The following is a 21,811-nucleotide window of genomic DNA, read 5'->3' as shown; positions in this document are numbered from 1 at the left end:
AATGTTCGTTTTGGCTGGTGTTCAATCGCGGTATGAGCAACGCAGACCGGCACGGGACCATCGCGCAGGCCGTCCGGGAGACGGGCCGGATCACCGTCCAGGAACTCGTCGAACTGACCGGCGCCTCCGAGATGACCATTCGGCGCGACCTCGACGCGCTGGCCGCGCAGGGCGTCCTCGAACGCGTCCGGGGCGGGGCGCGCACCCTGCTGCTCCGGGGCGAGGAGCCGCCGTTCGCGCTGCGGGCGCACGAGTCCGTCGAGGCCAAGCGGCGGATCGCGGCCGAGGTGTCCTCGCTGATCGCCGACGGCGAGACGGTCCTCCTCGACAGCGGTACCACCTGCCTGGAGGTCGCTCACTTGCTGCGTCGGCGGCCGGTCACCGTGATGCCCCTGTCCCTGCAGGCCGTTCACGTGCTCGGCGAGAGTCCGGGCCCGGCCACCCTGATGGTGCCCGGCGGGCAGCCCCGGGCCGCCGAGGGAGCACTCACCGGGCCCCTCACCCTCGCGTCCCTGTCGGCACTGCGCTTCGACACCGCCGTCATGGGCTGCTGCGGGCTGAGCGCGGCCGAGGGTCTGACCGCCTACGACCTCGACGACGCGGCGGTGAAGAAGACGGGCATCGCCTCCTCGCGCCGCATCGTGGTCGCCGCCGACGGCGGCAAGCTCGGCCACACCGCCTTCGCCCACGTCGGCCCCGCCACACTGCTGCACACCCTCGTCACCGAGACCACCGCGCCCGCCGACGAGGTGACCGCGCTCGAAGGCGCCGGCGTCGTCGTCAAGGTCGTGTGACGGGACTGCCCCGAGGCGCGAGGTCGCCTCAGCCCAGTTCGAGAACGACCTTTCCCACGGCCTCTCCGCTCCGCAGCCGCTCGGCGGCCTCCGAGAATCCGTCCAGTCCGTGGCGCTCGATCTCCAGGGTCAGCGCCCCCGTCCGCAGATCCGCCAGCAGTGCCTCCGCGTCCGCCGCGATCTCCCTGCCCCGGGTCATCAGGTTGACCGGCAGCAGGGACACGTCGGCCAGCAGGAAGTCGGCGAGGTCGACGGTGAATTCGCGTCCGGCGGTGTAGCCGACGAGCGCCACCCGGCCGCGCGGGCGGACCAGCGGGAGGGCGTCGCGGAGTACCGGGCCGCCGACCGTGTCGATGACGACGTCGACGGGGCCGCCCACCGCCTCGGCGGACAGGTCGGAGGCCAGCAGGGACTTGGCGGGCGCGGGGACATGGGCGAGCTTGGCCGGGCGTCCGACAACCCCGATCACCTCGGCCCCGGCGCGCGCCGCGACCTGCACGGTCAGCGCCCCGACCGCGCCCGCCGCGCCGGTCACGAGCACCCGTTCCCCGGGCCGCACCTTCGCGACCGCGTGAACGGCCGCCCACGCCGTGCCCGCCGGTGAGAACCAACTGCACGCCAGGGCAGGGTCCGTACCCTCCGCCACGACCTCCACGGCGGCGTCCGGCACCAGCGCGTGGTCCGCCCAGCAGCCGTCACGGCGCAGGCCGAGGCCCTTGCCGCCGAGTCGGACGAGGGTGCCCTCGGGGTGGATGCCGGAGGCGAGGACGACCCCGCATCCCGTGGTGCCCGGTACAGCGGGCAGCTCGGGCAGGATCCCGAACTTGCCGTCCACGACGTTGAGATCGAGGTGACCCACCTGGGCCGCCCGCATCCGTACCAGGGTGTGGCCGGGGCGCGGCTCCGGCACCGGGCGCTCCACCAGGCGGGGCAGCGAGCCGAAGTTCTCCAGGACCAGGGCGCGGGACATCGCGGTCGTCACAACTTCACTCCGAATCGATGCGGGATGCGGGACGCGACGCTCCTTAGGTCGCGGGCGGGGCCGGTGCGGCCCGGCAGTTCGACGCACCGTAGAACGGCTGGTGGCAGCCGCGCAGCGACGAGGGTCCGCTGAACGGGACGCGCGGGTGGGCGGCGGTCCGGGGCACCCAACTGCACTCGCACGTCAGGGGGTTCGCTCAGGCGACCCCGTGTGCGGTCGCGCCGTGCGTGCGTGTCTTGGTGTCCAGGGCGAACCGCGCGTCGTCGTACTGCTCCTTGAGCGTTGTGACGAGGTCCCCGACGGTCATGCTCTGTTTGACGGCACCGATGCCTTGGCCCGATCCCCAGACGTCCCTCCATGCCTTCGGCCTCGCGGTGTCGCTCGTGCCGAAGTCCATGGCGGTCGGATCCGACTCGGAGAGGTTGTCCGGGTCGAGTCCGGCGGCGGAGATGCTGCCGCGCAGGTAGTTGCCGTGGACGCCGGTGAACAGGTTGCTGTAGACGATGTCCTTCGCGGCGCCGTCCACGATCATCTGCTTGTAGGCGGTCGAATTGTTCGCCTCAGTGGTGGCGAGGAATGCGGAGCCCACGTACGCGAGGTCCGCGCCCGCGGCCAGTGCGGCCAGGATGGAGCGGCCGTGGGCGATCGCTCCCGACATCAGCAGTGGACCGTCGAACCATTCCCGGATTTCCTGCACCAGGGCGAACGGCGACTGTGTGCCGGCGTGGCCGCCGGCCCCGGCGGCCACCCCGATCACACCGTCGGCACCCTTGTCGACGGCCTTGTGCGCGAACTCGTTGCTGATGACGTCGTGGAGCACGACGCCTCCGTAGGAGTGCACGGCGTCGTTGATCTCCGGCCGCGCACCGAGCGACGTGATGACGATCGGCACCTGGTGCTTCACGATCACGTCCATGTCGTGCTCGAGGCGGTCGTTGGAGCGGTGCACGATCTGGTTCACCGCGAACGGGGCGACGACGGCCTGCGGGTGCGCGGCCGCGTAGGACGCGTTCTCCTCCGTGATGCGGTCGAGCCAGTCGGGCAGGAGTGAGGCGGGCCGGGCGTTGAGGGCCGGAAACGAGCCGATGACCCCTGCCTGGCACTGGGCGATGACCAGTTCGGGGCCGGAGGCGATGAACAGCGGCGAGCCCACGACGGGAAGCGTGAGGGGCAGCGAGAGAACAGGGGGCAACGGCATTGCGAGTCCTTCGGCGGGTTGGGGGTCGGCCCTGTGGCGGGCTCGGCACTCCGCGTCGGCCATCGGGTTCCGGGCGCGGGTGCGGAATGACAAACGGATCAGGCCGTGCCGGCGACTGCGGCGTGCTCGGCGTACATCGCCTCGATCTGCGCCGCGTAGTGCTCATGGATCGGCCTACGGCGCGTCTTGCGAGTGTGGGTGACGAACTCGCTGCCGGGGTGCCAGTCCTCGGCCAGCACGGTGTGGGCGCGCACCTGTTCGGGCCGGGACAGGACGGAGTTGGCCGCGGCCAGTCCCGTCTCGATCGCCGCGCGGACCACGGGATGCCGGCACAGTTCGGCCGGTCCGCCGTCCAGGCCGTGCCGTACGGCGAAAGCGGTGACCGCGTCGGGATCGGGCACCAGCAGCGCGGTCACGAAGGGACGGGCGTCGCCGATCACGACCGCGTGCGCGAGCAGGGGAGTGTGGGAGAGGACGGCTCCCTCGATGGCGGAGGGCGACAGGTTCTTGCCGCCCGTGCTGATCATGAGGTCCTTCTTGCGGTCCACCACGGTGATCGCGCCGGACGGGTCGATGGTGGCGACATCGCCGGTCCGCAGCCAGCCCTCGGCGGTGAACGCGGCGGCGGTCTTCTCTGGGGCGCCCCGGTAGCCGCGCATGACGATCTCGCCGCGGATCAGCAGCTCGCCGTCCGCGGCGATCGACGCTTCCACCCCCGGCAACAGGTGGCCCACCGAAGCCACCGGGGCCTCACCGGGAGGCGAGTAGGTCACCATCCCCGACAGTTCGGACATGCCGAGGCCACTGCTCACCGGGATACCCAGGCCGCGCAGGTTCAGCAGCAGGCTCGGCTCGATCGGCGCGGCACCCGAGGCCGCCACCCGCAGCCGGTCGAGGCCGAACCGCTTTCGCAGCGGTGCCAGCACCTCGGAGTCCAACTCCGCCCAGCGGTCGGCGAGTTCGGCGGTGAGCCGGCCATGCTCGGCGGCCTCGGCGCAGCGCAGGCCGAGACCGGGGGCCTCGGACAGTGCCAGTCGTCGCACCTCGTCGGGTTCGCTGTCCGCGGCCTGTTCCAGTGCCGCGCAGAGGTTGTTGTGGAGGCGTTGCCAGATCTGCGGCACCGCTCCGAAGACCTGGGGGTGGACGTCGGCGAGGGCGGCGGCGATGTCACGAGGTTTGTCGACGGTCGTCAGTTCGGTTCCGGCGGTCATCTGTGTGTAGTGCGAGGACCAGCGGTCGGCCATATGGGCGGAGGGCAGGAAGGAGATCATCCGGTCGAAGGGGTTGATGCCGAGCCGCTCGTTCGAGGCAGCGCACAGGGCGAGTTCGGCCCGGTGCGTGATCTCGACGCCCTTGGGCTGTCCGGTCGTACCCGAGGTGTAGATCAGTGTCAGTACGTCGTCCGGACCCACGGAGCGCCAGATCGCCTCGAAGTCGAAGCCCGGCACCGTGCGGGCGGAGACGTCGTCCAGCGACAGGGTCCCGGGGAAGGCGCCGTCGACGGTGACGACCGTCGCGTCCACCGCGCGGGCGGGCTGGTCGAGCACGGGCAGGAAGCACTCCTCCGTGATCACCAGCCGAGCCCGCGAATCCGTGAGCAGGTGGGCGACCTGCTGGGGCGAGGAGGTGTTGTAGACCGAGAACGGGATCGCTCCGAGATGGAGGACGGCCGTGTCGGCGACGTGGAATTCGGGCCGGTTGCGCAGCATGAGCGCGACCGTGTCGCCGCCGCGCACACCGAGAGCCGTCAGCCCCTCGGCGAGCGCCCGGACGCGGTCGGCGTACTCGGACCAGAGCAGGGTCGTCGTGTCACCGACGGTACGCAGGGCGACCTGGCCGGCCTGGCGCGCGGCGGTCCACTGGAACGCCTCACAGAACGTGCGGGGGGCGGTCGGCATCACCGGGCGGCTCCTTCGCTGTCGGGAGAACGGGTTTGCTCGTGCGGGCGCCGGGCGAGGCGGCGGGGCGCGGCCGCGACACACCAGCGGTCTTCTTCACGGAGGGGTGCGGCAGTCCGACTCTCCGCGACTCCCGCCGTCACGGGGCACGCGCCGGGCGGCGGACATGGACCACTGTCACCTCATTATTGGCGACCCGTCAATAGCTTCCCGGGGATTTCGTTCCAGTTTCTTGACGGGTCGCCAATAAGGGGCGAGGGTGATGAGAAGCCGCCTCGGCCCCTCGCACCCGGAGCCTCTGGTCGCCGTGCGGAATCCCCTGGTGCCGCAGGAGGCGTCCGATGCGCTGCGGCTTCCGCCGACCGTCGTCTACAGGGATCGTGAAAAGATGCGGCGATGACAGCCCCCTCCCCCGCCGAAGGCCGGGCACGGACCCGCATGGAGCCGGAAGCCCGCCGCGGCCAGATCATCGCCTGCGCACGCCGCGCCTTCGGCGAGAAGCCCTACGGCGCGGTGTCACTGGCGGACGTCGCACGCGAGGCCGGCGTCGCCCGAGGGCTGGTCAACCACTACTTCGGCGGCAAGCGGGAGCTTTACCTGGAGGTGCTGCGCGAGATGGTCGCCGTGCCCGACTCCGTGCTGGAGCGGCTGCCCAAGGGCACCCTCCAGGAGCGGGTGCACGGCGTCGTCGAACGCTTCCTCGGCGTCGTCGACCGCAATCGCGGCATGTGGCTCGTCACCGTGGACGCGCTGTCGCACGGCCACGACCCGGACGTCGACGCCGTCATGCGGGAGGCGGAGGAGGTGACCGTCGACCAGACCCTGCGCGCGCTCGGCATCGACCCGGGCACCGAAGCGGACGAACCGCTGCGCGGCATGTGCCGGGCCTTCGCCGCGATGACTCGGTCCGCGACCAACGAGTGGCTCAACCGCGGCACCCTGAGCCGGGAACAGACGCTCGCCCTGCTGGAGCGCACCCTTCTGCTGATCATCACGGAGTTCGGGCCGGAAGGCCGCAGGGACTGACGGGCGGAGGGGCGAGAAGGCTGTTGCGCGGCGGAGGGCTCGGCCACCCGCACGTTCACCGGGCTTCGCCGGTCGCCATCCAGCGTGCGGCATCGTGCACCAGCCGGGCGTGCAACTCGAACAACCTCACCAGATCGACGGAGTCCCCGCCGATCTCACGTTGCACGAACAGGCCGTCGGCACCAGCCAGTCCATAGATGGTCAGCGTTCGGACCGAGTCCTCGTCCAGCTCCGGGAAGAGGATCCGCGCGGACTCGGCGAACCTGCGGCGGGCGGTCTCCCGGACCTGGAGGAAAACGGTCCTGCCCCGGGGCTCATCGGGCCGTCGCTCCAGGGCGAGCATGAGGCCCAGGCGCAGAAAGTCAGGGGCGTCGACCAGCGACTTCGCGAGGTTCACGGCCATGACGGTGATCCGCTCCAAAGGCGTGCCCGTCTCCTCGTCGGGCAGCTCCACCGCGGCGAGCCACGTGTCGAAACTGCGCTCGATGACGGCCGCGATCAGGTCGTCCTTGTCCTTGAAGTGCCAGTAGATCGAGCTGGCGGGCAACCCGCACTTGACGCTGACGGCCGCGATGGACGTGCCCTCGTACCCGCGCTCACCCGCGATCTCCACGGCGGCGTCGAGGATGCGCTGCCGCGATTCGATGCCGTTCGCGCGCTTCTTGCGAGTCGCCTGGGACCCGGTCATGCGAACTCCCCTCCTGATGACACCCGCTCTTGACTCTATCCGGCGTCGAGCTTACCGTAGCGTTCACTCCAATTGGAATGAGCGCTACGGTAAGCGAGTCGCTGCAGGCGCTGCGGTACGGCCGGCCGGAGGGACACGTATCCGGCGCCTGGCCGGAGCCGGTGCGTACGACATGGCAGTGACTTGGCCACGGGCCGCCGGAAGGAACACACCGGCGAGTCCGCCGGGCGCCATGAGCCGAAGGCGACAGTCCTCGATCGCGACGCCGACTTCCTGTCGCGCGCCCAGCCTCTCCCCCGGCCGAGGGTCTCCGTCCGACCACGACCACAACCTCGTGAGGAACGCCATGTCCACACCGACCGACCTGCCGACGATGCAGGAGACGACGTACGACGTCGACGGAAAGAAGATCTTCGTCGCGGAGACGGGCGACGGCCCGCCGGTGGTGATGCTGCACGGCGGCGGCCCCGGCGCCTCCGGTGTCTCCAACTACACGCGCAACATCGCCGGGTTGGCCGAGAGGTACCGGGTCATCGTTCCCGACATGCCCGGCTACGGCCGCAGCAGCAAGGGCGTCGACAGCGCCGACCCCGTCGGGTACATGGCCGGCCACATCCGCGGCCTGCTCGACGAACTCGGCCTGGACAAGGTCCACCTGGTCGGCAACTCCTACGGCGGCGCCTGTTCCCTGCGGCTGGCCCTGGACACTCCCCACCGGGTCGACCGCATGCTGCTGATGGGCCCCGCCGGCGTCGGCACCACCCGCACCGTGCCCACCCGCGGCGCGAGGAGCCTGCTCGGCTACTACACCGGCGACGGACCGTCCCGGCTGAAGCTGGAGACGTTCATCCGCACCTACCTCGTCTTCAACGCCGCTGGTGTCCCGGACTCCGCCATCGAAGACCGCTACCAGGCCAGCATCGACCCCGAGGTCGTCGCTTCCCCGCCCACCAGGCTTCCCTCCGGGCCGGGCGCACTGCGCATCCTGTGGAAGTCGGACTTCACCCGCGACCCGCGCCTGAGCCGGCTGTCCGTGCCCACCCTCGTGCTGTGGGGTGCCGAGGACAAGGTCAACCGCCCCTCCGGTGCGCGCATGCTGGCCGACCGCATGCCCAACTGCGACCTGTACATGGTCGCCAACACCGGGCACTGGGTGCAGTTCGAGCAGGCCGACCTGTTCAACCGTCTCTGCTCGGACTTCCTGGGAGGCCACCGATGAACACGTACGAGGGGCACGACGCCCCGTCGGTCTTCGGCGCCGTCCACCTCGGCTACATGATCATCGAGACCAACCGCTTCGCCGACTGGCAGCGGTTCGGCACCGACGCCATCGGCATGCATCACGACGCGCTCTCCCGCGACCTGATGCGCTTCCGCCTCGACGACCAGGAGTGCCGCTTCCTGCTGCGGCGCGGCCTCGCCGAAGACGTCGTCGTCACCGGCTGACACATCGACGACCACTCCTCCTTCGAACAGATCGAGGCCCGTATACGCGCGCACGGTGTGCCGCTCGTCGTCGGAACCGACGAGGAAGCCGCTCTGCGCGGGGTCGAACGCCTGCTGCGCTTCCCCGGTCCCAAAGGCATCACCCAGGAGATCTACACCACCCCGGTGAAGTCCGCCGAGCCCCTGCGCATGCTCGCCTCCGGCTTCGTCACCGGCGATGCCGGCATCGGACACATCGCCCTGACCTCCACCAGGCCGACGCAGATCCGCAGCTACTTCAACACCGTCTTCGACGCCCGCCTGACCGACTACATCGACGAGACCATGAGCGGCCTCAAAGTCAAGATCCGCTTTCTTCGCGTCAACGAACGCCATCACACCATCGCGGTGGGCAACGCCCGCCGCCTGCCGATCGACCCGATCCGCACCCGCGTGCAGCACCTCAACATCCAGGCCGCCACCCTCGACGACGTCGCCCAGAGCTACCAGCGCGTCCACGAAATGGGTTTCGGCTCACTGACCGTCGGCCAGCACACCAACGACCGTGAACTCTCCTACTACGCCCGCACTCCCTCCGGCTTCGACTGGGAGGTCGGCTGGAACCCGATCGTCGTCGACGAGGCGACGTGGGAACCCAGCACCCATCAGGGCATCAGCATCTGGGGACACCTCCCGGTCGGCCAGACCATCATCGACAAACTCGCCCAGTTCGGGACCGGCGCCCGCTCTCTGGCCCGCCCGGAAAACGCCGTTCCCGCCCTCAGCGGTACCGGCATCGCCGACGACTGACAAGCCATGCCACCGGCCCGGACCGCCGCGCCGAGGGCCGGGCCCACGGGCGCCCGCGACATCGATTCGACGCCGACCGCGAGCACCAGTTCCTCGGAGCCCGAACAGACCTTCTGCGCGGCTGTGTTGACCGCCTCCAGACCGGAGGCGCAGAACCGGTTGAGCTGAAGACCGGTGGTGGTCCCGGGCAGTCCGGCGACCGGGGAGACGGGCCTGGTCCCGTGCAGGGCGCCGCTCACAGCGAGCGGGCGACAAGTTCCTTCATGACCTCGTTGGCCCCGCCGTAGATGCGCTGGACCCGGCCGTCGGTGAACATCCGGGCGATCGGGTACTCGGCCATGTAGCCGTAGCCTCCGTGCAGTTGGAGGCAGCGGTCCACCACCTCGGTCTGCCGGTCGGTGATCCAGTACTTGGCCATCGAGGCGGTGGCGGCGTCCAGCTCTCCGTTCAGGTGGCGCTGGACGCAGTCGTCGAGGAAGACCCGGGCCACCCGCGCGGTCGTGGCGCAGTCCGCGAGCTCGAAACGGGTGTTCTGCAGTTCGAACAGAGGTCGCCCGAAGGCCTGCCGCTCCTTGGTGTAGGCGACCGTGGTGTCCACGGCGGCCTCCAGCCAGGCCTGTCCGAGCGCGGCGACCAGCAGCCGCTCCTGCGGCAGTTGCTCCATCAGCTGCACGAAGCCGAGGCCCTCGCGGGGGCCGAGCAGGTTCGCCGCCGGGACGCGCAACTCGTCGAAGAACAGCTCCGCGGTGTCGGTGCTGTGCTGGCCGATCTTCTTCAGGACCCGGCCGCGCCGGAAGCCGGGCGTGTCCTCGTCCACCTCGGCGACCAGGAGCGAGACGCCTCGGGCGCCCTGGGCCGGGTCGGTCTTGGCCGCGATGATCACGAGGCCGGCGTTGTGGCCGTTGGTGATGAACGTCTTCGCGCCGCTGATCAGGTACTCGTCGCCGGTGCGCACCGCCCGGGTCCGGATGCCCTGGAGGTCGGATCCGGTACCCGGTTCGGTCATGGCGATCGCGCCGAGCAGTTCGCCGCTCGCCATCCGGGGCAGCCAGCGGCGCTTGTGTTCCTCGGTGCCGTAGGCGTTGACGTAGTGGGCCACGATGCCGGAGTGGACGGTCGTGGGCATGGCCCCGGCGCCCGCTTTCATCTGCTCCTCGATCAGCACGATCTCGTGAGCGATCGTGCCGCCGCCGCCCCCGTACTCCTCCGGGATCGACGCGCACAGCAGGCCCAGCTCGCCCGCCCGGCGCCACAGCTCCTTCGCGGGGAACCCCTGCCGGGCGAACTCCTCCTCGCGCGGCGCGGCCTCCTTCGTGAAGAAGGTGCGGGCCAGGTCGCGCACGGCGTCCAGCTCGTCGGTCAGCCATGGGGATCGATATGCCGTCGTGGTCATGCGACACCCTCGCAGTCTTCATAGCGTCCTAATCGCCATTAACTTCATGCAACTCAAGCCTTGCTGTCAAGGCTTGAAGTGCATGACACTCAGCCTAGTGATGATTAACAAGAGAGGCTGGAGATGTCCTCCTACCAGCAGATTCGCTATGCGCTGACCGATCGGGTGGCGACCATCACGCTCGACCGCCCCGCGGCGCGCAACGGCTACACCCTCCGCATGGCGCAGGAGCTGCGGGACGCCCTCGCGCGCGCCGACGCCGACGAGGAGGTCCGGGTCGTCGTCCTCACCGGCTCCGGGCGGGACTTCTGCGTGGGCGCCGACCTCTCCGGAGGCGGCTTCGACGTGGACGGAGAGGGCAAGGAGGAGGACCTGCCGCCGCTGGAACTGGAGCCCGCCGGCAGCGTCTCCGCCCGCATGTTCGCGATGAACAAGCCCGTGATCGCCGCGCTCAACGGCGCCTCGGTGGGCGCGGGCGCGACGGTGCCGCTGGCCGCCGACTTCCGGCTGGCGGCCCACGACAGCAGGTTCGGCTTCCCCTTCACCCGGCGCGGCATCGTCGCCGAAGGCGGATCCACCTGGTTCCTGCCCCGCCTGGTGGGCCTGTCCACCGCCCTCGACTGGACGCTCACCGGGCGGGTGTTCGGCGCGGAGGAGGCGTTGCGCTCGGGACTGCTGCACAGCGTCCACGAGCCCGATGCGCTGGTCGACGCGGCCTACGCGCTCGCGCACGAGATCGCGGAGCACACCGCCCCGGTCGCCGTCGCGATCACCCGGCAGATGATCTATCGTCTGTCGTCGCTCGACTCACCCGACCGAGCCCACCAACTGGAGACTCGACTGGTGCGCCTCCTGACGCTCAGCGCGGACGCCGTGGAGGGCGTCACGTCGTTCCTGGAACGCCGGCCGCCGAAGTTCCCCGGCCGGATCGACGACGGCCTGCCGGGCTTCCTGCCCTGGGCCGGTGGTCAGTGACGTCGCCCTCCGGCGCCCCGCCCCGGCCCGGAAAGCCGACGCGCCGCGACCAGCTCGCCGCGCTCGCCGCCGGACTCTTCGCGCGCGACGGCTACCACAACGTCTCCGTCCAGGACATCGCCGCAGCCGCCGGGCTCAGCGGGCCGGCGCTCTACCGCCACTTCCGCGGAAAGCAGGCCGTGCTCGCCCACATCCTGCTCGCCGGCCTCGACGAGGCCGGTCGGGTGCTCGACGGGTGCACCCACGACGGCACGGGTCCGGAACTGCCCGCGGCTTACGCGCAGTTGGCGGCTCTCGTGGTCGCCCGGCCCGAGTTCGGCATGCTCTGGCGGCGCGAGCGTCGGCACCTCGCGCCCGAGGACGCCATCGAGGTGAGAAGGCGCGCGGTGCGAATCGGCACGCCATTGATCCGCGCGCTGCGCAACCGGCGGCCCGAGTTGGGGCCCTCCGAGGCGTCTCTGCTCACCTGGGGGGCGCTCAGTGTCCTGGGGAGCGTCTCCGACCACCGCGTCCGGCTGCCACGCGCGGCTTTCGAGGAAGTCCTCACGGACATCGCCCTCAACACCCTGGCGACCGATCTGACCGCTGCCTCCGCACCGCGACTCTCCCCGGCGGGCACCCCGTCCCTGCTGGACGCCCGGCGTGAACAACTGCTCGCCGTCTCGGCCCGGCTCTTCCGGGAGCGCGGTTTCCACGCGGTGACCATGGAGCACATCGGCGCCGCGGCGGGCATGGCCGGGCCCAGCGTCTACACCCACTTCGCGGGCAAGACCGACCTGCTCCAGACCGCCGCGAGCCGGATCCGGGAACGCCTGCGGCAGAATGTCGCAGCCGCGCAGACGGCCGGGCTGCCCGCGCGCGACACTCTCGACCTGCTGGTCGTCTCCTACGTAGACACGGTGCTGGACTACCGGGACCTGGTCGCCGCCTACTTCGCCGAGGGCCACAACCTGCCCGAGCGCGATCGCACGGAGCTGCGCCGCTTCCAGCGTGCCTTCGCCACGTACTGGGCGGAGGTGACGGGAGCGGCAGCGCCGAGCCCGGACCCGAAAGTGGTCCAGGTCCGCGTCCATGCCGCGTTCGCCGTCGTCAACGACCTGGCACAGACCGGCCGGTTCACCTCCCGCCCGGCCTTGGCCGCGGAGCTTCGCGCCCTGATGCACGCGGTCCTCACCGAGAGATAGCGCCGGTCTCCAGCGCCACGGGCACCGAGTGACTCATGCGGTGCGACAGCGCGAGGCATGCGAGTCGTCGGGTGTGATCAGTGGCTACGCGGTGGGCGTCGTCAGCAGAGGGAGCGTCGCGAAGACCCGCAGACCCCCTCGAAATGCGGTGGACGAGGGCAGAAGTGCCGCGTTTCCGCCGCCTCCCCGGCACCCGGTCTGCTCAGTGGACCAGGTCCCTTGGGCGGATCCTGCCGCCCGCCGCATGCTCGGCGTACAGCTCACCCGGCAGCAGGAGGACGCCCACGATGACGGTCGACGACTCTCCCGACACCCCGCCCCCGGTCCGGAGCCGCCGCAGACCGACCGGCGAGCCCGGCCGCCAGGACTGGAAGTCGTGGCCCCACTACGACGCGGCGGGCTCGGGCTTCCGCGGCTACTGGTATCCGGTCACCTGGTCCAGCCAGATCACCGGCGATCCGCTCCCGTTCACGATCTGCGGCGAGAAGATCACCCTGATCCGGGACAACGGTACGGCGTACGCGCTGCACAACCGCTGCCCGCACCGCGGTGTCCCGCTCTCCGAGGGCAACCAGCAGTTCCCGGGCACGGTCAGCTGCCCGTACCACGGCTGGACCTTCGACCTGCCCACCGGCAAGCTCGCCGCGGTCATCACCGACGGCCCCGGCTGCCGGCTGACCGGCAAGGTCTCGGTGCGGACGTACCCGGTCGAGGAGCGGCTCGGCATGGTGTGGGTGTACATCCCCCTCGCCGACGAGGAACCGCACCCCATCGACTCGCAGCTGCCCGAGGAGCTCGTCTCCAACGCCTTCGTGATGGGCGGCCGGATCGACCCGCGCAGCGGCAACTGGCGCTTCGCCTGCGAGAACGGCTTCGACGAGGGCCACGCCAAGTACCTGCACCGCACGGCACTCTGGCGTCTCTTCAAGCCGATGCCGACCTGGAACATCACCCGGATCGTGCCCAAGGGCCGGTGGATCTTCCGGGTCCAGGACGAGGTGTACTGGGAGGCGGAGTTCCCCGGGGTCGGCCGTTGGACCAACAAGCGCTGGTGGAAGGCCCAGCCGCCGAAGGAGACCTTCAACATCGGCAACACGGGCAAGCCCGACAAGGTCAACCCGACGATCGAGGCCCAGGAGTTCCCCGGCTTCGCGTCCCTGTCGATGCCCGGCGTGCTGCGCATCGCGTACCCGAACTTCATCCACTACGAGTTCTACGTCCCCGTCGACCAGGACAACCACCGCTATGTCGGCGTGATGGTCAACTTCACCGAGGGCTGGGAGACCCTGCGTTTCTACGCCAAGTACCTCGGTGCGATCCGCTGGTTGTTCCACGGCCAGTTCTCCGGCCAGGACGCCTGGATGGTCGACATCACCGACGCTCCCCCGGAGAAGCTCTACCGCCCCGACATCTCGCTGACCGCCTGGCGGAACCTCAGCGAGGAGGAGTACGGCAAGAAGCTCGCCGGTACGGGCACCGAAGAGAAGGAAGCCTGACCATGGGCCGCACACTGCTCACCCTGCTCGTCGGAATAGGGATCGCGATCGGGCTCCCGCTCGCGAAGAAACGCTTCGAGCGTACGACGATGACTCAGGTACACAGGATCAACCAGTGAGCGCCACGGGCGAGTTGGCCGGTCTGGACGACAAGCGGGCCGCCTGGGTCGCCGACGCCTGGCAGCACGTCACCGCCGAGCGGCTGCGCGACCTGATCACCGGGCTCGTCGACGTCCCGTCCCCGACCGGTGACGAGGGCCCGCTCGCCGCGCACATCGCCGCCACCCTCACTACGGCCGGCTGCCCGGCCCGGGTCCAGCCGCTGGACGACCGGCAGGCCAACGCCTGGGCCCGGCTCTCCGGCGACGGCACCGGCCCCGACCTGATGCTCTACGCGCCGATCGACACCCTGACGGTGGGCGAGGAGAGCGAGGATCTCCCCTGGATCGGGCCGGAGTTGCGTGACGACATGCGTCCGCGCGCCACCGTCCACGACGATCTCATCGTCGGCCTCGGCGCCTCCAATCCGAAGGGCCACGCGGCCTGCGTGATGATGGCCGCCGAGGCGATCGCGCTGGCCGGCGTCCCGCTCACCGGCGACCTGGTCGCGGCCTTCGGCGCGGGCGGCATGCCCACCAACGCCCGCCCCGGCTCAAGGCGCCTCAACACCGGCCAGGGCGTGGGCTGTTCGTTCCTCCTGGAGCAGGGCGTGTGGACCGACTACGCCCTCATCGCCAAGCCCGGCTGGACGGTCTCCCCGGACGAGGTCGGCCTGGTCTGGTTCGAGGTGACGGTCCACGGCACGCACACCTACGTCGGCTCCCGCCACCGCCTCCCCTACGACAACCCCGTCGCGCGCGCCGGTGAGGTGACCCGGCATCTGGAGGAGTGGTTCGTCGAGTACGCCGAACGGCACACCTCCGGCACGGTCGCGCCGCAGGGCATCGTCTCCTCGATACAAGGGGGTTGGCCCCGGATGGCCGCGGTGACACCGGCCTCCTGCACCCTCATGGTGGACCTGCGGATCGGCCCGGACACGACGCCGATGCAGGCCAAGCGGGAGTTCATGGCGGCCATCACCGCCCTGCGCGACAAGAACATCGACGTCGGCGCCGAGATGGTCCTGGCCATCCCCGGCACCAGCACCGACCCCGAGAGCTGGATCTGCCGTAGCGCGACGGCGAGTTGGGCCGCCTTCGAGGGGCGCGAGCACGAGGTGATCCGGGGCAACAGCGGTGCCACCGACGCAAACATCCTGCGCGGGCGCGGCATCCCGACCGTACGGGTCGGCATGCCGAAGGTCACGGACTCCCTCTTCGACATCGACTTCGCGCGGGGCATGAACACGGTCTCCGTACAGGCGATGGAGAAGCTGACGCGCCATCTGATCCGTACGGCGGTCGACACGGTGACCCGGTCCCGCGCCGAGGTGGAAGGAAGAGCGGCATGACGGAGATCGTCCTGGGCGTGGGCGCCTCGCACAGCACGCTGATGAACACCCACTGGGAGGAGACCTTCCACAAGGACCGGGCGGAGCGGTTCCGCGACGCGCTGTCCGAGGCCCGGGAGGCACTGCTCGCGGCCCGCCCCGACACGGTGATCCTGGTGGGTTCCAATCACTTCCGGGGTTTCTGGCTGGACCTGATCCCGAGCTTCACGATCGGCGTCGGCGAGTGCATCGCGAGCGGCGAGTCGGGCACCCCGAAGGGGCCCCAGCCGGTCGACGTCCCGCTGGCCCGGCACCTGGCCAACTCCCTTGTGGAGGGCGGGAGTTTCGACCCGGCCTTCTCCGCCAGGCTGCAGATCGACCACGGTCAGTCGCACGCCATCCAGTACCTCTTCGAGGGCCTGGACGTGGAGATCGTGCCGATCGTCGTGAACGTCTTCGCCCCGCCGCTGCCCACCCTGTCCCGCTGCGAGGAACTGGGCCGGGCGATCCGGGAGGCCATCCTGTCCTTCCCGGGCGACCGGCGGGTCGCGGTGGTCGGCTCGGGCGGGCTCTCGCACCGGCTGCCCTGGCCGGACTGGCGCGAACCGCACGGCGACGACGAGGAGTTCATGGTCGGCGCCTGGCTGAACGGCCGGGAGAACTGGCAGGACTACGACGTCCGGCGCCGCGAGATCATCCGCGCCGCCGAGGCCGCGCTGAACCCGGAGTTCGACGACGATTTCCTGTCCCTCGTCGAGCGCGGCGAGATCGGGCGGATCACGGCGTACTCCACCGAGGAGTTGGAGAAGGTCGCCGGCAACGGGGCGCAGGAGCTGCGCACCTGGCTGCTGATGTCGGCCGTGCTCGACCACGTGCCCGGCCGCCGGCTGGCCTACGAACCGATGCCCGAGTGGCTCACCGGGATGGCCGTGGCCGTCCTGGATCCCCAACAAGCAGACACCGAAAGGCAGTCATGACCATCTGGACCGAACTCTCGGGCATCGACTACCGGCACGCGTACGTCGAGACCGGCGATGTCACCACCCGCGCCCTGCAAGCCGGTCCGGAGGACGGCGAGCACGTGGTGTTCCTGCACGGCACGACGGGCCACCTGGAGGCCTTCGTCCGCAACATCCCGGCGCACGCCGAGGCCGGCTATCGCTGCCACGCCATCGACATGCTCGGCCACGGCTACACCGGCAAGCCCGACCGGCCCGGTGAGATCCCGGCGTACGTCGACCACTTGATGGCCTACCTCGACGCGGTCGGCGCCGAGCGCGCGCACCTGGTCGGCGAGTCGCTGGGCGGCTGGGTGGGTTCCTGGGCGGCCAGCGAGTACCCGGACCGGGTCGCCTCCCTCCAGCTCCTGTGCATGGGCGGCACGAAGATCAACCCGGCGGTGATGGAACGGCTGAAGACCTCCACCCGCGCCGCGGCCATGGAGCCGGAGATCTCCTACACCCGCGACCGGCTGGCCCTGCTGTGGGCGGAGTGGGACGAGGACCTGGGCGAGGAGCTGACCCAGGTGCGCTACGAGATCTACCATCACCCCGACTTCCAGCGGAACCTGCACAACCTGCTCGCCCTGCAGGAGGTCGAGGCCCGGGAGCGGAATCTGCTGCGCCCGGACCGCATGGCCCGGATCAAGGCCCCGACGCTGGTGGTGTGGGGCAACAAGAACCCGCTCGGGGACGTTCCGGAGGCCGAGGCGATCGCCGCCGCGATCCCGGGAGCCAGGCTCGAGGTCTTCACGGAATGTGGACATTGGCCGCAACATGAGAAGGCTTCGCTGTACAACCCGCTGAGCCTCGCGTTCCTCGCCCAGTCGTCGTCCGGTCACTGATCGTGAGATTCCAGCCGTAACCCCTGATCGTGAGGTGTCTGCCATGACCGTCGTCCCGATCGCCCGCGCCGTGGCCCCCGCTCCCCCGCCTCCCGCGACCGGACCGTCCCTGGGACCCGATTCGATGAACTCCGTCCTCGGCAAGGTGCGGCCCATCCTGGAGGCGTTCACCGTCGACGACGAGTCGCTCTCCCTGGCGGATCTCGTACGCCGTACGGGCGTCGCGAAGGCCACCGTGCACCGGCTCTGCCAGGAGCTGGTGGTGTGGGGGCTGCTGGAGCGGGCGGGGTGCGACTACCGGCTCGGGCTCAGGCTCTTCGAGATCGGGCAGCGGGTGCACCGGCAGCGGATCCTGCGCGAGGTGGCACAGCCGTACATGGAGGATCTGCTGCTGGCCACGCAGGAGACCATCCACTTCGCGATCCACGACGGCCTCGACGTCGTCTACCTCGAGAAGATCCTGCCGCACCGGGGCCTGAGCGAGGAGTCCCGGGTGGCGGGGCGGCTGCCGCTCTACTGCACCGCCACCGGGAAGGCGATCCTGGCCTTCTCCCCCGCCTCACTGTTCGGTGAGGTGATCCGGAACGGGCTGAAACCGTTCACCCGGCACACCATCACCTCGCCGGGGCGGCTGCGCGCCCAGGTGGAGCGGATCCGGGAGGAGCGCCTCGCGACCGAGGCGGAGGAGGTCAGACTCGGCTACATGAGCATGGCGGTGCCGGTCTTCGGGCGGCAGAACACGCTCGCCGGCGCCCTGTCGATCACCGCGCCGACCTACCGGGTGGACGCCGCCGCGCACGCGAGCGCGCTGCGCACCGCGGGTCTCGGCATCGGCCGGGCGCTGCGGTCGGCCCTGTGAGCGCTCTGGACGAGGTGCTGGCACGGGCCCACAGGCTCGTCGGCCGCTGGGAGGACGAGGACTGCGGCACGGTCACCGTCAAGGACTTCTGCCGGTACGCCGCCGCGCTCAACGACGCCGACTACATCCGCCGCGCCCGCGAACAGGACGCGGCGGGCGCCCCGGTCGACGCTCCCGCCCTGTTCCTCGCGGCCACCATGAGCTGGGAGGACGGGCCGCCCGAAGGGGAGTTGCGGCCCGACGGGCTCGCCGCCCGGGAGTCGCCGTGCACCGAGGGCCTGCCGGTCCGCCAGGTGCACGGCGGCCAGAGCGTACGGCTGCTGCGGGCCCCGGTCGCGGGCAGCCGGGTCACCGCGTCCCGCGCGGTGATCTCCGCAGAGCGCAAGCAGGGCCGCTCCGGCCCGTTCGTCCTGCTCGGCCTGGCCACCCGCTTCACGACCGCGGACGGCACCGAACTGACCGCCGTGGACGAGACGATCGTCGTCCAGGAGGCCCTCGACCCCGCAGGAGCCGCATGAACACGCCGGTGGCCGGGGACAGTTGCCCGCTGCAGCGGTACACGCACAGCACGGTCCAGCTCTTCCGCTTCAGCGCCGTGTCGTGGAACTCCCACCGCATCCACTACGACTCCGGTTTCGCCGCTTCGGAGGGCTTCCCGGACGTCGTCGTACAGTCCACTCTGCACGGCGAGACCCTCACTCGGTACGCGTTGGCGTGGGCCGGGCCGAACTCCCGGCTTGAGACGGTGAGTTGGCGCAACCGTACGACCGCCGTGGCCGGTGAGCCCCTCACCTGGACCGCGACCGTGCGCGCGGTGGAGGGCGCCCGGGTGTCCCTGGACGTGGCGGTCGTCAAGGCCGACGGCACCCCGTGCGTGACCGGAAGCGTCGAACTCGCCCTCGTCTGACCGGGGCGTCCCGGCAGCCGGACCGGTTCCGTTGGGCGGAGAGCGGGCCGTTCCTACGCTCCTGAACCATGAGCGTTCACCTTGCCGAGCCGGTCGAGACACCGGTGATCGAGACCGACATCCTGATCATCGGCGCCGGCCCTTCCGGCCTCTACGGCGCCTACTACGCGGGCTTCCGCGGACTGCGCGTCACGGTCATGGACGTACTGCCGCAGTGCGGCGGCCAGATCAGCGCCATGTACCCGGAGAAGCCCATCTTCGACATCGCCGGGTTCCCCTCGGTGCGCGGCCGCGACCTCGTCGACAGCCTGGTCGCGCAGGCCGCGCCGTACGACGTCCGCTATCTCCTGGGAGAGCGGGCCGAGGATCTGGCCCACGACCACGACGGTCACCCCGTCGTCCGCACCGACCGGGGAACCGTCGTACGGGCGGGGGCAGTTGTGATCACGGGCGGGGTGGGGACGTTCACGCCCAGGCCGCTGCCTGCGGGCGAGGGGTATCTCGGCCGCGGGCAGGTGTACTTCGTGCCGGACCCGGCCGAGCACACCGGCCACGACGTGGTCGTGGTCGGCGGCGGGGACAGCGCCTTCGACTGGGCGGCGCTGCTGGCCCCGATCGCCCGGTCCGTCACCCTCGTCCACCGCACCGCCCGCTTCCGGGCGCACGCGGCGAGCGTGGAGAAGGCGCGCGCCCTCGGCATCGAGATCGTCACCGACTCCGAAGTGAGCGCGATACACGGCGAGTCGGGGGTCGAACGGGTCGAGGTGCGGCACCGGGTCGAGAAGACGACCCGGCTGCTGCCCGCCCGTACCGTCGTCGCCGCCCTGGGTTTCCTCGCCGACCTGGGACCGCTGCAGACCTGGGGACTTGAGCTCCAGGCCCGGCGGATCGCCGTCGACACCCGGATGGCCACCAATCTGCCCCGCGTGTTCGCCGCCGGCGACATCACCGACTACCCGGGCAAGGTCCGGCTGATCTCGGTCGGCTTCGGCGAGGCCGCCACCGCCGTGAACAACGCGGCCACCGTCATCGACCCGGAGGCAGCGCTGTTCCCCGGGCATTCCACCGAGAAGGAGAGCTAGTCATGGCCTACGTCATCGGATCGGCCTGCGTCGACATCATGGACCGGTCCTGCATGGAGGAGTGCCCGGTCGACTGCATCTACGAGGGCGAGCGCAAGCTCTACATCAACCCCGTGGAGTGCATCGACTGCGGCGCCTGCGAGACGGCCTGCCCCGAGCAGGCGATCACCGTCGACCGGCGCGCCGACCCGGAGCACCGCGCCGACAACCGCCGCTTCTTCGAGGAGCCCCTGTCCGGCCGTACGGCCCCGCTGGGCAACCCCGGCGGGGCGACCGCGCTGGGTCCGGTGGGCACCGACACGGCGTTCGTGAGCGGCCTGTGAGAGGCCGCGGGTGGCGCAAATCTGCGCTTCCAGGGGTGGCGCATTCCTGCGCGCCCCTCGTGAATTCCAAGCGAAAGCTGCACCGCAACACGGTGACATCACCGCCGCCCCACACTCCTCTGTACCAGTCCCCCGGAGAGGAGTGAACACGGTCCCATGACGGAGCGAACAGTCCTGGCGGGAATGACGTTGGTCGACGGCACGGGAGGTGCCGCACGGACCGACATGGCCGTGGTGATCGACGGTGCCGTGATCGCCGAGGTGGGTGCCGCCGACACGGTGGCGACACACCCGTCGGACACGGTGTACGACCTGCGGGGGACGACCCTGCTGCCCGGACTCATCGACTGCCATGTGCATCTGCGGTCCAACGCGGGCACCCGGCCGCAGGACGTGCAGCTGTGGAACATGCTGACCTCCACCGAGGAACAGACCCTGCACGCCGCGGCCAACGCCCGTGAGGCGCTGCGGTCCGGATTCACCACGGTCCGGGACACCGCGGGCTCGCTGCCCGAGGTCGCGGTCAAGCACGTGATGGACGAGCACGTCCTCGACGGGGCGCGGGTCGTCGCCTCCGGGCTCGTGGGCATGACGGCGGGGCACGGCGACATGTTCTGCCCGGCCACCCTCGACGAGAAGCGGATGTGGCCCCCGGCCGACGGCGTCGACGAGTGCCGCAAGCGAGTCCGGGAGTACGCCCGGATGGGCGTGGACCTGATCAAGATCTGCACCAGCGGGGGCACGCTCTCGGTCGGCGACAAGACCGGGTGGCGCAACTACACGGACGCCGAGATCGACGCGATCGTCGACGAGGCGCACGCCCTGGACCTGCGGGTCGCGGCCCACGCGCACACCCGGGCCGGGATCACGGCGGCGCTGGTCGCCGGGGTGGACACCCTGGAGCACGGCTCCGACCTCGACGAGGACCTCGTGGAGCTGATGCTCGGACAGGGCACGTTCCTGTGCCCGACCCTGTCGATCAGCGAGTTCATGACGGTGCACGGAGCCGAACGCGGGCTGGTCGCCGAGCAGTTGGACAAGGCGGCGGCGCTGCGTGAGCGCCGGCTCGACTCGGTGCGCCGGGCCCATCGGGCCGGGGTGCGGATCATCGCGGGCAGCGACTCCTCCAACACGATGCGCTTCGGGAACCACGCCCGCGAACTGGAGCTGCTGCACGAGCAGATCGGCATGACCCCGGCGGAGGTGCTGGTCGCGGCCACCTCGGCCGCCGCCGAGGCCCTCGGGCTCGGTGCCCGGACCGGAACGGTCGCCCCCGGCATGTGGGCGGACCTGCTGCTGGTGGACGGCGACCCGCTCGCCGATCTGAGTGTGCTCACCGACCGGCGCCGGCTGCGCGCGGTGTTCCGCGAGGGCCGGGCCTTCGACCCGAACGCGGACGACGCCGTACGCGGTGCGCTGGCCGCGCGGCGCCGCCCGTCCGATGCGGCCCGCCCCACGACGGCGCGGGCGTCGGCGCCCGCCGTCGCGATCTAGGGAGA

Annotated in this window: 20 protein-coding genes and 2 pseudogenes; 16 read left to right on the top strand and 6 right to left on the bottom strand. The window is 70.7% G+C overall.

The genetic code is table 11. From position 1 onward, the window contains the following. Positions 1 to 32: 32 nt before the first annotated feature. Positions 33 to 794, top strand: coding sequence for a DeoR/GlpR family DNA-binding transcription regulator (locus tag SSP08S_RS13615; protein WP_019068158.1), 762 nt, complete (start codon positions 33 to 35; stop codon positions 792 to 794). A gap of 28 nt (positions 795 to 822) precedes the next feature. On the opposite strand, the gene SSP08S_RS13610 is transcribed toward SSP08S_RS13615, so the two are convergent. The 3 genes from SSP08S_RS13610 to SSP08S_RS13600 all read right to left on the bottom strand — a co-directional run bounded on the left by SSP08S_RS13610 (position 823) and on the right by SSP08S_RS13600 (position 4,872). Beyond that, positions 823 to 1,776 carry a quinone oxidoreductase family protein gene (locus SSP08S_RS13610; RefSeq protein WP_019068157.1) on the bottom strand — a complete coding sequence of 318 codons (954 nt, stop codon included), beginning with the start codon at positions 1,774 to 1,776 and terminating at the stop codon, positions 823 to 825. 196 nt (positions 1,777 to 1,972) lie between these two features. Further along, complete coding sequence (locus SSP08S_RS13605) at positions 1,973 to 2,974, bottom strand: NAD(P)H-dependent flavin oxidoreductase (protein ID WP_019068156.1); 1,002 nt, start codon at positions 2,972 to 2,974, stop codon at positions 1,973 to 1,975. A gap of 98 nt (positions 2,975 to 3,072) precedes the next feature. After that, complete coding sequence (locus SSP08S_RS13600) at positions 3,073 to 4,872, bottom strand: AMP-dependent synthetase/ligase (protein ID WP_019068155.1); 1,800 nt, start codon at positions 4,870 to 4,872, stop codon at positions 3,073 to 3,075. Positions 4,873 to 5,268: 396 nt separating this feature from the next. Here SSP08S_RS13600 and SSP08S_RS13595 point away from each other — a divergent pair, with 396 nt between their 5' ends. Beyond that, a complete protein-coding gene (locus SSP08S_RS13595; protein WP_043259409.1) occupies positions 5,269 to 5,898 on the top strand; it encodes a TetR/AcrR family transcriptional regulator in 630 nt (209 codons plus the stop codon). Between the two features lie 55 nt (positions 5,899 to 5,953). On the opposite strand, the gene SSP08S_RS13590 is transcribed toward SSP08S_RS13595, so the two are convergent. Further along, the gene (locus tag SSP08S_RS13590; protein WP_019068153.1) at positions 5,954 to 6,586 is read right to left on the bottom strand and encodes a TetR family transcriptional regulator; all 633 of its coding nucleotides are present in this window, start codon (positions 6,584 to 6,586) and stop codon (positions 5,954 to 5,956) included. Between the two features lie 346 nt (positions 6,587 to 6,932). Between SSP08S_RS13590 and SSP08S_RS13585 the strand changes: the two genes are divergently transcribed. Together SSP08S_RS13585 and SSP08S_RS55270 are read left to right on the top strand one after the other, a co-directional pair. After that, the gene (locus SSP08S_RS13585) at positions 6,933 to 7,805 is read left to right on the top strand and encodes an alpha/beta fold hydrolase (RefSeq protein WP_019068152.1); all 873 of its coding nucleotides are present in this window, start codon (positions 6,933 to 6,935) and stop codon (positions 7,803 to 7,805) included. Next, positions 7,802 to 8,821: pseudogene (locus SSP08S_RS55270) on the top strand (VOC family protein). The gene SSP08S_RS13585 and the pseudogene SSP08S_RS55270 overlap by 4 nt, the downstream one beginning before the upstream one ends. A 46-nt stretch (positions 8,822 to 8,867) precedes the next feature. On the opposite strand, the pseudogene SSP08S_RS59255 reads toward SSP08S_RS55270, so the two are convergent. Together SSP08S_RS59255 and SSP08S_RS13575 are read right to left on the bottom strand one after the other, a co-directional pair. Continuing rightward, a pseudogene (locus SSP08S_RS59255) lies at positions 8,868 to 9,021 on the bottom strand (thiolase family protein); the annotation flags it as partial. 35 nt (positions 9,022 to 9,056) lie between these two features. After that, positions 9,057 to 10,214 carry an acyl-CoA dehydrogenase family protein gene (locus SSP08S_RS13575; protein ID WP_019068149.1) on the bottom strand — a complete coding sequence of 386 codons (1,158 nt, stop codon included), beginning with the start codon at positions 10,212 to 10,214 and terminating at the stop codon, positions 9,057 to 9,059. A gap of 123 nt (positions 10,215 to 10,337) precedes the next feature. Here SSP08S_RS13575 and SSP08S_RS13570 point away from each other — a divergent pair, with 123 nt between their 5' ends. The 12 genes from SSP08S_RS13570 to SSP08S_RS13510 all read left to right on the top strand — a co-directional run bounded on the left by SSP08S_RS13570 (position 10,338) and on the right by SSP08S_RS13510 (position 21,806). Further along, positions 10,338 to 11,189 (top strand): enoyl-CoA hydratase-related protein, encoded by an 852-nt coding sequence (locus tag SSP08S_RS13570; RefSeq protein WP_019068148.1) that lies wholly within the window; start codon positions 10,338 to 10,340, stop codon positions 11,187 to 11,189. Then, positions 11,186 to 12,373 (top strand): TetR/AcrR family transcriptional regulator, encoded by a 1,188-nt coding sequence (locus SSP08S_RS13565; RefSeq protein ID WP_019068147.1) that lies wholly within the window; start codon positions 11,186 to 11,188, stop codon positions 12,371 to 12,373. Before SSP08S_RS13570 ends, SSP08S_RS13565 begins: the two co-directional genes overlap by 4 nt. Before the next feature lie 287 nt (positions 12,374 to 12,660). After that, on the top strand, positions 12,661 to 13,869 hold the full coding sequence (locus SSP08S_RS13560; protein ID WP_019068146.1) for an aromatic ring-hydroxylating oxygenase subunit alpha: 1,209 nt from the start codon (positions 12,661 to 12,663) through the stop codon (positions 13,867 to 13,869). Between the two features lie 115 nt (positions 13,870 to 13,984). Next, positions 13,985 to 15,319, top strand: a complete 1,335-nt coding sequence (locus SSP08S_RS13550) for a M20 family metallopeptidase (protein WP_019068144.1) — start codon at positions 13,985 to 13,987, stop codon at positions 15,317 to 15,319. After that, a complete protein-coding gene (locus SSP08S_RS13545) occupies positions 15,316 to 16,275 on the top strand; it encodes a DODA-type extradiol aromatic ring-opening family dioxygenase (protein WP_019068143.1) in 960 nt (319 codons plus the stop codon). The genes SSP08S_RS13550 and SSP08S_RS13545 overlap by 4 nt, the downstream gene beginning before the upstream one ends. After that, positions 16,272 to 17,141 (top strand): alpha/beta fold hydrolase, encoded by an 870-nt coding sequence (locus SSP08S_RS13540; protein ID WP_019068142.1) that lies wholly within the window; start codon positions 16,272 to 16,274, stop codon positions 17,139 to 17,141. The genes SSP08S_RS13545 and SSP08S_RS13540 overlap by 4 nt, the downstream gene beginning before the upstream one ends. A gap of 43 nt (positions 17,142 to 17,184) precedes the next feature. Further along, entirely contained in the window at positions 17,185 to 18,000 is an 816-nt protein-coding gene (locus tag SSP08S_RS13535; RefSeq protein WP_019068141.1) for an IclR family transcriptional regulator, read from the top strand. Further along, positions 17,997 to 18,518, top strand: a complete 522-nt coding sequence (locus tag SSP08S_RS13530) for an FAS1-like dehydratase domain-containing protein (RefSeq protein ID WP_019068140.1) — start codon at positions 17,997 to 17,999, stop codon at positions 18,516 to 18,518. The genes SSP08S_RS13535 and SSP08S_RS13530 overlap by 4 nt, the downstream gene beginning before the upstream one ends. Next, a complete protein-coding gene (locus SSP08S_RS13525; RefSeq protein WP_019068139.1) occupies positions 18,515 to 18,907 on the top strand; it encodes a hotdog family protein in 393 nt (130 codons plus the stop codon). Before SSP08S_RS13530 ends, SSP08S_RS13525 begins: the two co-directional genes overlap by 4 nt. A 68-nt stretch (positions 18,908 to 18,975) precedes the next feature. After that, complete coding sequence (locus SSP08S_RS13520; protein WP_019068138.1) at positions 18,976 to 19,989, top strand: NAD(P)/FAD-dependent oxidoreductase; 1,014 nt, start codon at positions 18,976 to 18,978, stop codon at positions 19,987 to 19,989. A 2-nt stretch (positions 19,990 to 19,991) separates the two neighbouring features. Continuing rightward, positions 19,992 to 20,312, top strand: coding sequence for a ferredoxin (gene fdxA, locus SSP08S_RS13515; protein ID WP_019068137.1), 321 nt, complete (start codon positions 19,992 to 19,994; stop codon positions 20,310 to 20,312). 156 nt (positions 20,313 to 20,468) lie between these two features. After that, positions 20,469 to 21,806: a metal-dependent hydrolase family protein gene (locus SSP08S_RS13510; RefSeq protein ID WP_245607876.1), complete on the top strand. Its 1,338-nt coding sequence runs from the start codon at positions 20,469 to 20,471 to the stop codon at positions 21,804 to 21,806. Positions 21,807 to 21,811 lie beyond the last annotated feature (5 nt).

It is taken from the genome of Streptomyces hokutonensis, from assembly GCF_000376565.1.
Taxonomy (GTDB): domain Bacteria; phylum Actinomycetota; class Actinomycetes; order Streptomycetales; family Streptomycetaceae; genus Streptomyces; species Streptomyces hokutonensis.
Note: the sequence above shows the minus strand (reverse complement) of the source record. Positions and strands in the feature narration are given on the sequence as shown.

Excerpts from the sequence above, each read along its gene's own strand:
- SSP08S_RS13615 (WP_019068158.1), top strand. The coding sequence starts at position 33 with ATGAGCAACGCAGACCGGCACGGGACCATCGCGCAGGCCGTCCGGGAG.
- SSP08S_RS13605 (WP_019068156.1), bottom strand. The coding sequence starts at position 2,974 with ATGCCGTTGCCCCCTGTTCTCTCGCTGCCCCTCACGCTTCCCGTCGTG.
- SSP08S_RS13600 (WP_019068155.1), bottom strand. The coding sequence starts at position 4,872 with ATGCCGACCGCCCCCCGCACGTTCTGTGAGGCGTTCCAGTGGACCGCC.
- SSP08S_RS13595 (WP_043259409.1), top strand. The coding sequence starts at position 5,269 with ATGACAGCCCCCTCCCCCGCCGAAGGCCGGGCACGGACCCGCATGGAG.
- SSP08S_RS13590 (WP_019068153.1), bottom strand. The coding sequence starts at position 6,586 with ATGACCGGGTCCCAGGCGACTCGCAAGAAGCGCGCGAACGGCATCGAA.
- SSP08S_RS13585 (WP_019068152.1), top strand. The coding sequence starts at position 6,933 with ATGTCCACACCGACCGACCTGCCGACGATGCAGGAGACGACGTACGAC.
- SSP08S_RS13575 (WP_019068149.1), bottom strand. The coding sequence starts at position 10,214 with ATGACCACGACGGCATATCGATCCCCATGGCTGACCGACGAGCTGGAC.
- SSP08S_RS13570 (WP_019068148.1), top strand. The coding sequence starts at position 10,338 with ATGTCCTCCTACCAGCAGATTCGCTATGCGCTGACCGATCGGGTGGCG.
- SSP08S_RS13560 (WP_019068146.1), top strand. The coding sequence starts at position 12,661 with ATGACGGTCGACGACTCTCCCGACACCCCGCCCCCGGTCCGGAGCCGC.
- SSP08S_RS13545 (WP_019068143.1), top strand. The coding sequence starts at position 15,316 with ATGACGGAGATCGTCCTGGGCGTGGGCGCCTCGCACAGCACGCTGATG.
- SSP08S_RS13540 (WP_019068142.1), top strand. The coding sequence starts at position 16,272 with ATGACCATCTGGACCGAACTCTCGGGCATCGACTACCGGCACGCGTAC.
- SSP08S_RS13535 (WP_019068141.1), top strand. The coding sequence starts at position 17,185 with ATGACCGTCGTCCCGATCGCCCGCGCCGTGGCCCCCGCTCCCCCGCCT.
- SSP08S_RS13525 (WP_019068139.1), top strand. The coding sequence starts at position 18,515 with ATGAACACGCCGGTGGCCGGGGACAGTTGCCCGCTGCAGCGGTACACG.
- SSP08S_RS13520 (WP_019068138.1), top strand. The coding sequence starts at position 18,976 with ATGAGCGTTCACCTTGCCGAGCCGGTCGAGACACCGGTGATCGAGACC.
- fdxA (WP_019068137.1), top strand. The coding sequence starts at position 19,992 with ATGGCCTACGTCATCGGATCGGCCTGCGTCGACATCATGGACCGGTCC.
- SSP08S_RS13510 (WP_245607876.1), top strand. The coding sequence starts at position 20,469 with ATGACGGAGCGAACAGTCCTGGCGGGAATGACGTTGGTCGACGGCACG.